Origin of the sequence: Demequina sp. NBRC 110056 (assembly GCF_002090155.1) — a bacterium.
Lineage (GTDB): Bacteria > Actinomycetota > Actinomycetes > Actinomycetales > Demequinaceae > Demequina.
In genome coordinates, this window is sequence record NZ_BBRM01000005.1 from 206,729 (window position 1) to 219,310 (window position 12,582).

The 12,582-nt window shown below is 70.6% G+C and carries 8 protein-coding genes; 3 read left to right on the forward strand and 5 right to left on the reverse strand.

All coding sequences use genetic code 11. From position 1 onward, the window contains the following. Positions 1-6 precede the first annotated feature (6 nt). Together B7K25_RS09105 and B7K25_RS09110 are read right to left on the reverse strand one after the other, a co-directional pair. Complete coding sequence (locus B7K25_RS09105; RefSeq protein WP_084105625.1) at positions 7-957, reverse strand: electron transfer flavoprotein subunit alpha/FixB family protein; 951 nt, start codon at positions 955-957, stop codon at positions 7-9. Further along, entirely contained in the window at positions 954-1,742 is a 789-nt protein-coding gene (locus tag B7K25_RS09110; RefSeq protein WP_084105627.1) for an electron transfer flavoprotein subunit beta/FixA family protein, read from the reverse strand. The genes B7K25_RS09105 and B7K25_RS09110 overlap by 4 nt, the downstream gene beginning before the upstream one ends. 106 nt (positions 1,743-1,848) lie before the next feature. Between B7K25_RS09110 and B7K25_RS09115 the strand changes: the two genes are divergently transcribed. After that, the gene (locus B7K25_RS09115; RefSeq protein ID WP_084105629.1) at positions 1,849-3,246 is read left to right on the forward strand and encodes a glutamate decarboxylase; all 1,398 of its coding nucleotides are present in this window, start codon (positions 1,849-1,851) and stop codon (positions 3,244-3,246) included. On the opposite strand, the gene B7K25_RS09120 is transcribed toward B7K25_RS09115, so the two are convergent. Next, complete coding sequence (locus B7K25_RS09120) at positions 3,243-3,890, reverse strand: hypothetical protein (protein ID WP_084105631.1); 648 nt, start codon at positions 3,888-3,890, stop codon at positions 3,243-3,245. The genes B7K25_RS09115 and B7K25_RS09120 overlap by 4 nt on opposite strands. A 69-nt stretch (positions 3,891-3,959) precedes the next feature. Here B7K25_RS09120 and B7K25_RS09125 point away from each other — a divergent pair, with 69 nt between their 5' ends. Next, the gene (locus B7K25_RS09125; RefSeq protein ID WP_084105633.1) at positions 3,960-4,592 is read left to right on the forward strand and encodes a DUF5701 family protein; all 633 of its coding nucleotides are present in this window, start codon (positions 3,960-3,962) and stop codon (positions 4,590-4,592) included. A 77-nt stretch (positions 4,593-4,669) separates the two neighbouring features. Continuing rightward, positions 4,670-6,802 carry a glycogen debranching protein GlgX gene (gene glgX, locus B7K25_RS09130; RefSeq protein ID WP_084105635.1) on the forward strand — a complete coding sequence of 711 codons (2,133 nt, stop codon included), beginning with the start codon at positions 4,670-4,672 and terminating at the stop codon, positions 6,800-6,802. A 282-nt stretch (positions 6,803-7,084) separates the two neighbouring features. Here glgX and B7K25_RS09135 read toward each other — a convergent pair whose 3' ends face one another. Continuing rightward, a complete protein-coding gene (locus B7K25_RS09135) occupies positions 7,085-10,498 on the reverse strand; it encodes a glycosyl hydrolase 53 family protein (protein WP_084105637.1) in 3,414 nt (1,137 codons plus the stop codon). Between the two features lie 135 nt (positions 10,499-10,633). Further along, entirely contained in the window at positions 10,634-12,526 is a 1,893-nt protein-coding gene (locus B7K25_RS09140; RefSeq protein ID WP_159450171.1) for a glycosyl hydrolase 53 family protein, read from the reverse strand. Positions 12,527-12,582: the final 56 nt, after the last annotated feature.

The window sequence follows — 12,582 nt, forward strand, 5'->3', positions numbered from 1 at the left end:
GCGGGGTCAGCCCGCGCGGCGCGCCTTGATGCGCTCGATCGCCTGCGGGATCACGTCGAACAGCGAGCCCACGACGCCGAAGTCGCTGATCTCGAAGATCGGCGCGTCCGGGTCCATGTTGATGCACACGATCGTGCCCGAGGCCTGCATGCCGCCGCGATGGTGGACCGCGCCGGAGATGCCGCACGCGACGTAGAGCGCAGGCGTCACCGTCGTGCCGGTCTGTCCCACCATGTGCTCGTGGCTGATCCAACCCTCGTCGGTGGCGTCGCGAGACGCGCCGACGGCGCCGCCCAGCAGCTCGGCGAACTCGGCCACGAGCGTGTAGTCACCTCCGGTGCCGCGGCCTCCGGACACGACGACCGGCGCCTCGGACAGCGGCACGCCATCCTCCTGAGGGACGGGCTCGACGGAGACGATGCGCTCGCGCGCCTCGGGAAGCTCGACCGCCACCGCGACGACGGTCGCGGCGCCGGGCGCCTCGGCCGGCGAGGCCTGGGTGGTGTTGGGGCGCACGCCGACGATCGCACGCTCGGCGTCGATCCGCGTGCGGACGTTCCAGGTCGCGGCGAACACGGTCTGGAAGGTCTCGACCTTGCCATCCACGAGCTCGGCGCCGGCCGCGTCGACCACCACTCCGGCTCCGGTGAGCACCGCGAGACGCGTGACGATCTCCTTGGTGACGAACGTCGAGATCACGATGACGACCGAGGAGTCCTCGGTGGCCGTGGCGATGGCCGCGGCGGCCTTCGCAGGGTGACGAGCTTCGTCGCCGACCTCGGCGACCCGCACCTCAGCCGCGCCGTACTCCCCGAGCTGCGCGACCGCATCGGCGCTGGGAGCGTCGCCGAGCCAGACGGCGACGGGCGACCCGAGCCCACGGGCGAGCGTGAGCGCCTCGAGCGACGGGCGCGTGACGTCGCCGGAACGGTGGTCGATCAGAACGGCGACGCTCATGCGAGTCCCTTCTCGATGAGGAAGTCCGCGAGCTGCGTGCCCGCGTCCCCGGTGTCGGTGACCGTGACGCGGTTCTCGCGCGGCGGCCGCTCGGAGGCGTCGACCACGGTCGTGCGGGAGGCCGATGCGCCCACCGCCGAGGCGTCGACGCCCAGGTCAGCGAGGGTCCACACAGGGATCTCGGCCTTGCGCGCGGCCATGATGAGCTTGAAGTTGGGGTAGCGAGGCTTGTTCGCCTCGTCCGTCACCGAGACGACCGCGGGCAGCGGCGCGGAGACGGTCTCGTGGGCATCGGGCAGGTGACGCTCGATGGTCGCCTCACCATCCCCGACGGTGAGCGCCGAGGCGAGCGTCAGCTGCGACCAGTCCAGCTCGGCCGCGAGCGCGGTCGGCAGCATCGACGTGAGCCCGTCGAGCGCTGCCATGCCGGTGATCACGAGGTCGACCTGCTGCTCCTCAGCCACCTTGCGGACCGCCGCGGCGATGACGGTGGCAGTGCCGAAGACATCGGAGCCAGCGATCGCCTCGTCGCTCACGTGGACGCCCTTGTGGGCTCCCAGCTGGAGCGCCTTGCGGACCGCGGCGACGGCGTCGGGCCCGCCGACGGTGAGGGCGACGACCTCTCCCTCGCCAGCGGCCTCGACGATCTGCAGCGCCGCCTCGACGGCGTTCTCGTCGAGCTCGTTCATGGTGCCGTCGTCCGCGGTGCGGGTGACGGTGCCGTCGGTGAACGAGCGCTGGGACTGGAGGTCAGGCGTGTGCTTGACGGTGACCAGGATGCGCATAGGCCCAGCCTAGCGGTGGGAGGCCCTCCGCCGACCTCGCTCCCGCGCGCGGCATGTGCCATTGGTACGTTCGGTGCAGGTCCCCCCAGCTGAGAGGAAACGCCCCATGAGCTCCGCACCGACGCCGCGCGATCGCGAGCCGCAGAACGTCGATCTCAACCCCATGTTCGCTCGCCCGGGCGAGCGCACCGAGATCCCGCTGTACGAGCTGCCCGACGGCGAGCTGCTCCCGGACGAGGCGTACCAGCTGGTGCACGACGAGGCGATGCTCGACGGCAACGCGCGGCTCAACCTCGCCACGTTCGTCACGACCTGGATGGACGAGCGTGCACAGAAGCTCTACGCCGAGACCGTCGACAAGAACATGATCGACAAGGACGAGTACCCCAAGACCGCGGAGATCGAGGAGCGCTGCTGGCGCATCCTCGCGGACCTGTGGAACGCCCCCGACCCCGAGCGGGCGATCGGCACCTCGACGGTGGGCTCGTCCGAGGCCGCGATGCTCGCGGGCCTCGCCCTGCTCCGTCGGTGGCGCACAGCGCGGCGCGAGGCCGGGCTGCCCACCGATCGACCCAACCTCGTCATGAGCTCCGCTGTCCAGGTGTGCTGGGAGAAGTTCTGCAACTACTGGGACATCGAGATGCGGCTGGTGCCGGTGTCGGTGGAGCACCCCGTGCTCGACGGCGAGACGGTGCTCACCGCCGTCGACGACAGCACCATCGGGGTGGTCGCGATCATGGGCGTGACCTACACCGGCCTCTACGAGCCCGTCGAGGAGATCTGCGAGGCGCTGGACGGCCTCGCCGCAGACGGCGGGCCCGACGTGCCCGTCCACGTCGACGGCGCGTCGGGCGGCATGATCGCGCCGTTCGTCCAGCCTGATCTGGCGTGGGACTTCCGGCTCGAGCGGGTGGCGTCGATCAACACGTCCGGCCACAAGTACGGGCTCGTCTACCCCGGGCTCGGCTGGGCGGTGTGGCGCGATCGCGACGTGCTGCCGGAGGACATGATCTTCCGAGTCTCGTACCTCGGCGGGGACATGCCGACGCTGGCGCTCAACTTCTCGCGCCCCGGTGCCCAGGTGCTCCTGCAGTACTACCTGTTCATGCGGCTCGGACGTCAGGGGTACACGGCGGTGCAGTCGGCGACCCGCGATGTCGCTCTGTATCTGTCCTCGCACATCGGCGCGATGGATCCGTTCGAGCTGGTCTCGGACGGCTCGGACATCCCGGTGTTCGCGTGGCGCCTCAAGGAGCCCACGCGCAACGGCTGGACGCTGTACAACCTGTCCGATCGCCTGCGCGGCAAGGGGTGGCTGATCCCCGCCTACCCCATGCCCGAGGACCTCCAGGAGACGGTGGTGCAGCGCATCGTGGTGCGCAACGGGATGGGCTTCAACCTCGCGCGGGACCTCCTGAAGGACATCGAGGACTGCGTCCGGTGGCTCGACCAGTTCGAGATGCCCCTTCCGGCGGAGCACGACGCGCCGGGGTTCACGCACTAGGACCCCGAACGCGCGCCCTCGAGCGTCATCGCTGGCCTCGAGACGACCGCGGCCACGAAGAAGCACGCCGCGCCCACGATGGTGCCGGCGTTCACCCACCACAGGCTGAGCAGCTCATCGGTGCTCGGCACCACAAAGGCCCCCACGGCTGAGCCGGCGAACGCGACCGAGCCCGCCACGTTGAGCCACACGGCGCCCGGCGTGCGAGCGAAGACGTCCCACAGCTCGTGGCGGCGCCGCAGCGCGCCAAGAGCGAGGCCGGAAGAGACGAGGAACGCGAGGGAGCCCCAGGCGTCGGACGTCCACCCCGCACCGACCTCCGCGGGATCCCGCATCGCCGCGACGAGCGCGACCGCGGTGCTCACGTTGAACAGGAGCGTTCCCCCGAGCTGCACCGCGGCGGACCACCAGTCGAGCACGTCGCCTCGCGAGGCCGCGTGGCGCGGCGGGCGCCGGCCGTCGAGGAGCAGCTGCAGCGTCGCCGCAGTGGTGAAGAACAGCGAGCCCACGAAGAAGGTGGCGTTGGCGGCGACCACGCCGACCGCATCGGCGTACCAGGGCCACGGGCCCAGGAAGAAGAACAGCGAGCCCACCGCGAAGCCCACCACCTCGCGCCGCATGCGCAGGAACTGCCGACTTCGCATGACGCCAGCGTAGGGGGAACTCCGCCGCCGGCTGAGGCGTTCATCCCGAGCCTCGACGGAAGGAAGCCCATGACCGCTCTCGCCCTCGACCACCAGATCGACGCCTACGTCGCCGCCGGTCTCCCCACCCCCGCCGGGCTCCCCGAGCCCGAGTTCCGCGCGCTGTTCGAGCCCCTCCGCGAGAGCGCATCGGCCCTCCCCCAGGAGCACGCCGCCGACACGGGACTCGTGCCGTACCTCGCCGTCGTGTCCGATGCGCTCGTCGACCCGGCCTCACGGGTGACCGGGATGCGGCTCCCGGGCTCGACCCGCGAGGGCATCCTCGACCGCAACCACGGGGACGAGGGCCTCGCACCCTACCGACCGACCCCCGAGCTGGAGGTGCCGGCGGCTCCCGTGTACCTGCTCGTCGGCATCGACCGCGGGGACGAGTTCCGCGACGTCGCGCCGCGCGACGCGCTTCCCGTCATCGCGGAGCGCTCCCGTACGCCCCTCACGATCGCCGAAGGCCTGTCGCTCATGGCGGTGTACCCCGAGCTCCTGGTCAAGAACCACTGCTTCATGCTCGCCGGCTCGTCGCGCGGCGACAAGCGCGTGCCGGCGATCTGGATCTCCCAGAAGGCCCCCAAGCTCGGATGGTGCTTCCAGGGCGTGCCCCACACGTGGCTCGGGGTCGCGTCGGCGTCGTCGCGCGTCGGCTGACCGGGAGCGCACGGGAACGTTCGCCGCCGACACGCGGTTGACATGGCGCGGACACACGCGCGCGGCAAGATAGGAGCATGTCCTTGGATGGCGTCACCCCTTCCCTCACGCCCCACCGTCTGGGCGTCCACCTCGTCGACGGCGGAGCGGTGGTCGGCGTGTACGCGGGCCACGCCACGGCCGTCGACCTGTGCCTGTTCGACGACGCCGACGTCGAGACGCGAGTGCCACTGTTCGGGCCCAAGGCCGGCGTGTGGCATGCGTTCGTCCCGGGCATCGGCGAGGGACAGCGCTACGGCTTCCGCGCCGCGGGGCCGTGGCAGCCCAAGAAGGGGCACCGCTACAATCCCGCGAAGCTCCTCATGGACCCCTACGCGCGAGGCATCGTCGGCGATGTGACGCCCATGAACGCCGAGGGCTCCAGCGCGCTGCTGTCCAACCGCGACGGCACCGACACGGCGCCCATGATGCCGCGGTCCGTGGTGACGGCGGAGCCCGGCGGCTCGTGGCAGACGCCCCACCCGCGCATCCCGTGGGAGGACACTGTCGTCTACGAGATGCACGTCAAGGGCTTCACGCAGCAGATGGAGGCCGTGCCCGCGGAGTTGCGCGGCACCTATGCGGGACTCGCGCACCCAGCGGCCATCGAGTACCTCACCTCGCTCGGCGTCACCACCGTCGAGCTGCTGCCCGTCCACGCGTTCGCGTCCGAGCCCCACCTCGACCACGGCGGCCTGTCGAACTACTGGGGCTACTCGACCATGGGCTTCTTCGCGCCGCACGCCCCCTACGCGACCGAGGCCGCCCAGGCCAAGGGTGCGCAGGGCGTGCTCGACGAGTTCGTGGGCATGGTGGACCTGCTCCACCAGGCAGGCCTCGAGGTCATCCTCGACGTGGTCTACAACCACACCGCCGAGGCCGGCTGGGGTGACCGCGTGCTGAACTTCCGCGGCCTCGACAACCACTCGTACTACCGGCACCAGCCGTCCAACCCGGGCCACTACGACGACAGCACGGGCACCGGCAACACCATGGACTTCGCCCACCCGCGGGTGGTGCAGCTCGCGCTCGACTCGCTGCGGTACTGGACCGAGGAGGTGGGCGTCGACGGCTTCCGCTTCGACCTCGCCGTCACCCTGGGCCGCACCGGCCACGGCTACTCGATCCGCCACCCGTTCCTCGTCGGGCTCACCATGGACCCGCTGCTGGGCGGAGTGAAGCTCATCGCGGAGCCGTGGGACGTCGGGCTCGGCGGCTGGCAGGTGGGCAACTTCCCCGCCCCCATGGCCGAGTGGAACGACCGGTTCCGCGACCGCATCCGCTCGTACTGGCTGACCGACACGGCCCGAGGCGGGCGCCACCACCCCACCGCGCCCGAGCTCGCGACGCGCCTGGCAGGATCGTCCGACCTCTTCGGGCACACGGAGCCGCCGCTCATGCGTGGTCCGATCGCATCGGTCAACTTCGTCACGGCGCACGACGGCTTCACCGCGCACGACCTCACGGCGTACAACGGCAAGCACAACGAGGCCAACGGCGAGGACAACCGCGACGGCACGGACAACAACCGGTCGTGGAACCACGGCTACGAGGGCGACACGGACGAGCCGGAGATCCTCGCGCTCCGGCGCCGCTCGATCCGCAACCTGCTGGGCACCACCCTGCTCGCCGCGGGCACCCCGATGCTGCTGTCCGGCGACGAGTACGGCAACAGCCAGGGCGGCAACAACAACGCGTACTGCCAGGACAACGAGATCGGCTGGGTGGACTGGTCGCAGGCCGAGTGGAAGGACCAGCTGCGGGCCACCGTCGCCCACCTGGTCCACATCCGTCGGGCGCACCGGGTGCTGCGCCCCGCCGAGTTCTACGACGGCCAGGACCACAACCTCCACGACGGCAATCCGCGCGCCGACTCGGCGTGGTTCACGGCCTCGGGCGCCCCGGAGTCCGAGGACTGGTGGGAGGACCCCGGCACGCGCGTGGTGCAGTTCATGCGCTCGCTGGGCGACGAGGACGAGGCCGATGCTCTCGTGGTGATCAACGGCTCCCGCAACGAGGTCGAGATCTCGCTTCCCACGGACGACGGCCCGCCTTGGCGGCTCGCGTGGGACTCGTCTTGGGAGACGCCCGAAGGGGTCGACGAAGAGATCCTGCGGCCCGGCGAGACCACCACCATCGAGCCGACCTCGATCCAGCTCTACCTGACCTGAGTCGCCCGAGCCGAGCGCGCATCGGCCCTCTCGCTGACAGTCTGAACCAACTCCGGGCGCGACGCGCCGTCGCGGCGCGCGTGAGGGCGCCCTCCTCGGCGAGTCGCCGTCGGTTCTGGTTCGAACTGTCGGGGCCGCGTCGTGCCGCGGCGGTCCAGGTCGGGCCGCGAAGGTGGAGGGAGGGCCGATGCGCGGGCTGAGGCAGCGCACATCAGCCCTCCCCGTGGGGTATCCGCGGCACGGCGCCTGCGCAAGAGAGCACCGTGCCGCGGACGGCTGCGGTCAGTCAGCGAGCACGCAGGGCTGACCGTTCATCGTGAAGGCGTCGATCGGCAGCGCCCCGTCCGCCGTCGAGCCCAGGTAGCCGAACGTGATGCGCTTGCCCGGCTTGATCTGCGCGTTCCATGCGAGGTTCTCGACCGTCACGTCGGCACCCTCCTGGGTGAGGTCTCCACTCCACAGCTGCGTGATCTGCTCGTCACCGGCGAAGGTCCACGACAGCTCCCAGCCGTCGATCGCCTCGTCGGAGATGTTGGAGATCCACACCTGGGAGATGAAGCCTCCGGGCCACTGGCCGTTGACGAAGGAGTCGATCTCGCAGATCGGCTCCGGGATCTCCTCGAGCGCCGCGATCGCGGCGTCGATGTCCGCGGCCGCGGCGTCGACCGAGCCCTGCGTCGAGAGCGACCCTGCGGCGACCACACGTCCCCGCTCGACGGAGAGGTCAAGGGCCGCGAGCGACTCCTCGGTGTACGGCGCGCGGTCCACGGCCTCGGCTCGCTGGATCGCGGCCTCGAGCCCGGCGAGATCGGCGTCGACGTCGTCGGCGGCCACGAGCGAGAACGCGTCGAGGAAGCCCCAGTCTCCGTCGTCCGCGCTGCCGCGCGCTCCGACCGTGATGGTCGCGGCCTCGTCGAGGTCAAGCTCGATCGTGGGTGCGTCCCACGTCTGCCAGCCCGTGAGCGCGAAGCGCTCCGTCCGCTCGACTCCGCCGACGCTCGCGACGAGGTCGATCACGGCGGGGTCGGATGAGTCGCTGCCGCCCATCGCCGCCCCGGTGAGGACGTAGGTGCCCGACGGCACCTCGACCTCCTGGAGCGCCGTAAACGAGTACGGCTGCGCCTGGACGTAGTAGTTCAGCGCGAAGTCGCCCTCGTCGCCGTCCGACCCGGGCGCGGCCGTCACCCAGTAGCTGCCGTCGTCCGTCGGCCACGGGCTTGCCTCGAGCGACCACGGCGCGACTGCGTCGACACCGTTCTCGAAGCCGCCGTTGTCGATCCAGTTGCGCTCGACGACGGTGATGCTCGCCGTCGCGGCCCACCCGTTCTCGGTGACTCCCGTCACGGTGTACGAGCCGGGCCCGGCGATGGCGTCGAGGACGTCGTTCCAGGCGACCGCCTCGGTCGTGGTCGAGTCGTCGTAGGCGACGACCGTGACCTCGCTGGGCAGCTCGATCGGGTCGCCGTCGACGACCGTGAGCTCGACGGTCCGCACGGTGGGGTCGGGGATGGTTCCGTCGCCCTCCTCGAGGCCGTCGATGGCCGCGCGCAGCGCAGCCTCGGCAGCGTCGACGGACGCCTGGCTCGGCGCCGACGCACCGAGGATGACCTCGGCACGGGTCATCGCGCGGTCGAATGCCAGCAGCGACACGGCGGTCCACCCGTCGCGATCGACGGCGCTGCCCTCGGCGTGGATGGCCTCGAGAGCGGCCGTGTCGGCCTCGACCACCGGGACCACCTCGAGGAGCTCGAACTCGTCGATGGTGCCCCAAGCCTCGCTGGTGAGCGAGAAGGTCGCAGAGACGGTCACGGTCTGACCCTCGGCCACGGTCACGATGGGCGTGCGAGGGTTCTGCCACCCTTCGTACCCCGCGAGCGTGAACGGCGCGGACGCGCTCTCGATGCCGGAGGCAAGCGAGATCGAGGTCGACTCCCCTGCGACGGCCGCGCGCCCCTGCGCCTGCGCGGAGAGGCGGTAGTCACCGGCCGGGACCCCGCTGATCTCCTGCGAGATCGTGAACGAGAACGCATCACCCGCGCGGTACCAGTGGGTCGATCGGGAGCCGTCTCCGTACGGGTCGTCCGACGCGGAGATGGTGTAGCCCGTGCCCGTTCCGGTCCACGGAGCGACGCCGTCCTCGAAGCTGCCGTTGGCCACCCAGTTCTGGCCGGAGGTCGCGGAGTCGATGATGGTGACGGTGGCCTGCGCCTCAAGCCCGCTCTCGGTCGTGCCAGGGATCTCGTAGGTGCCGGCACCCACGATCCACGCGGGCTGCGCCTGCCACGTCACGGACTGCTGCTCCGTGGTGCCGTCGGTGTAGGACACGGCGACCGTGCTCGGAAGCGTCCAGGTCTCGCCGTCGACGACGGTGACCTGCGGCGAGCCGACGGCGTCGACGTCGCGCGGGCCCACCGTGCCGTAGCGCACGTAGTCCCATACCCGCAGCGACTCGAGCGGGTTGCCCTCGAAGTCGAACAGCGCCTGGTTGTCCCAGCCGGAGCCGCCGTAGTTGGCGGCCGCATCCGCGCTGTACTCCGCGGCGTGCGACGATGCCCAGCCCGAACCGAACTCCTCCCACAGGAGCTCGTTGGTCGCCAGCTCCTCGGGCGGGCCCACCGGCAGCCAGGCCGGCTCCCAGTAGAAGACGCCGAGCCCGGCGTCGCCGACGTTGGCCACGGCCTCGATCACGTCGCGCACCGCGAGCGCCTGGCCCTGGACCGAGGTGGAGTACTGGTCGTAGCTGGTGCGGATGTTGTTGGGGTAGCCGTCGCCGTCCTCGAGCGTGTACGCCCACGAGGTCTCCGCCACGATGACGTCCTTGCCGTAGACCCGAGCGACCTCGGCGAGCTGCTCGGTGAGGTAGTCGAGCTCGCCGTGCCAGTAGGCGTAGTACGACGACGCGAAGACGTCGTAGTCGATGACCTGGACACCGTCGGTCGCGGGGTCGGTGTCGTACGTCGCGAGGCTGTTCGCGAGCGACGTGTAGTTGCCGCGCTCGGGGTTGGTGAAGTGGATCGCGATCTTGACGTCGTCGCCAAGCGCGTCACGCACGCCCCGGGACGCCGCGTCGAACAGCTGACCCGAGTTGGGCCATGTGGTCTCGGCGAGCAGCAGGCCGGAGTTCTCGTTGCCGATCTGGACCATGCCGACGTCGACGCCAGCCTCATCCATCATCGTCAGAGTGTCGACCGTGTACTCGTACATCGCGTCGGCACGCTCGGCGAGCGTCATGCCCTCCCACGCCTTGGGCAGCGGCTGCTGGCCGGGGTGTGCCCAGAAGTCGGCGTAGTGGAAGTCGACGAACACGCGCATGCCTGCCGCGGTGGAGCGCAGGCCGATCTCGGTCGCACGCTCGGCGTCGACGGTGCCGCCGCCGTAGCCGTTGCCTTCCGCGTCGTACGGGTCGTTCCACACGCGGATGCGCGAGTAGTTGACGCCGGCCTCAGCCATGACATCGAACACGTCAGCCTCTTCGCCGTCGAAGTCACGGAACGTGACGCCCGACTCCTCGAGCGACAGGATCGACGAGGCGTCGACCCCGTTCATGAAGTCCTCTGCCAGGCCGTCCACCACGGGAACGGTGATGCCCGCCTCGACAGGCTCGTCCGCTGCAGCGGCGGACGTCGTGAGGCCCGCGCCGAGCGCGGCCATCGCCGAGGCGGCCGTGACCGCTCCCAGTCTCCGTCGAACCATCATGTGATGCTCCTTCTCGATCCTCGTTGATCTCTCGGCACGCCGCCGGGTGCGACGCCCCGTCCGCTCAGGTCCGCAACGGCCCCGAGCCCGCGTGCGCCATCTGCCCGGCACGCGAACGGGTGTCCCTCAGACGCCTCATGCGTCGCCCTCCGGGATGAGAGCGACGTCGTCGATGAAGCCCCAGTCCTCGGCGCCCATGGCGCCCACGACGGAGACCGTCGCCTGGCCGTCCGAGCCCACCACCGCATCGGCGATGCTGCCCGTGAACCAGGCTTGCCAGCCGTTCAGCTCGAGCGGCGTCGACCACTCGCCCTCGGAGGTCGTCACGACCAGGGCGAGCTCGTAGCCGTCCCCGCCGAAGTCCTCTCCGTGCACAGCGACCTGGGCCGTGTACGCGCCCGCATCGAGCCCGGTGGCGACCTGCGAGGCCGTCAGCGCATAGTCGGCGTCCGACCAGAAGTTGAGCACGCGCTCACCGACGGCCGCCTGCGGGTTGTCCGAGACGACCGCGAAGGTGGCGGCATCGGAGTCGAGCGCCCACATCGACAGGTCATCGTCCTCGAACGAGCCGTTGACCAGGTCGTTGAGCGGCCGCACGGTGACGAACGCGAGCACCGCGTCGCCATCGGCCGTCTCGCCGGGCACCTCGAACGTGCCGAGCTCGCCGTCCGGGATCACCGTGGTGTCCCACGTCACGTCCACGGACTCCTCGGAGCCGTCGTTGTACCGCACGGCGACCTGCGTCGGCATGTCGAGCTCGGCTCCGGCCTGGGCGTCGACCTGCGGCGAGGCGATCTCGAGCACGGCCAGCGGCGCGTCAGCTCCCGTGCTCACGTAGGTGAACATCCACAGCGAGTCGAGCGGCGTGCCGTCGGCGGCGAAGAGCGCCTGGTTGTCCCAGCCCGAGCCGCCCCAGAACTGACCGGCGTCCTCGGGGTCATACTCCCCCGCGTAGCTGGTGGCCCAGCCGGAGCCGTCGCGCTCCCACAGCTGAGTGTTGGCGTCGACCGCATCGGCTGGCCCCACGGGCAGCCACGCGGGCTCCCAGTAGTAGACGCCGATGCCGGCGCCGTCCGGCACCTCGGTCACGGCCTGCACGACGTCGCGGAAGGCGAGCGCCTGGCCCTGCGCGCTCACCGGGTAGGCGGTCGCATCCCCGGGCTCGGCGATGACGTTCGCGGATCCGTCGAGGTCCTCGAGCGTGTATGCCCAGGACGTCTCCGCGACCATGACCTGCTTGTCGTAGGTCGTGGCGATCCCGGTCAGCACCGTCGTGAGGTTCTCGAGGGACCCGTGCCAGAACGGGTAGTACGAGCTCGCGAAGACGTCGTAGTCGACCTCATAGTTGTCGAGGATCTGGGCGTAGCGCTCGTACTCCTCCGCGCGCTGCGGGTCTGTGAAGTGGACGGCCACGTAGGCGTCGGGAAGCACCTCCCGCACGGCCGATGCGCCCGCCGAGAAGATCGCGGCCATGGACGGCCACGCGGTCACGCCAGCGACGCCGTTGTTGGTCTCGTTGCCCACCTGCACGCCCACGACGTCGACGTTCGCGTCGGCGTAGGCGGTCAGCGTCTCGCGGGTGAAGTCGCCTGCCGCGGCGGCACGGTCCTCGTCGGAGAGCTCCTCCCAACCCTTGGGAGCCTGCTGCTTGGCAGGGTCGGCCCAGAAGTCCGAGTAGTGGAGGTCGACGAGGACCCCCATGCCGGCGTCCGTGGCTCGGCGCCCGATCTCGACCGCGCGCTCGGGGTCGACGGTGCCGCCGCCGTATCCCTCGCCCGCGGAGTCATAGGGGTCGTTCCACACCCGCACGCGCACGTCGGTGACGCCCGCACCGGCAAGGATCTCGAACAGGTCGCCCGGCTCCCCCGTCGCGTCGCGGAACACCACGCCCGAAGCCTCGAGCGACAGCACGGAGGAGACGTCCGCGCCCAGCTGGAAGTCCTCGTCGAGGCCGTCCACGGCCTCGACGACGACAGCGGCGTCCTCCGGAACCGCGGGATCGCTCGAGCACGCGGCGATCGCGGACACTGTGACCGCTCCCAGCGCAACGAGCGCGAGATTCCGTCGACGTCGACGCAGCATGC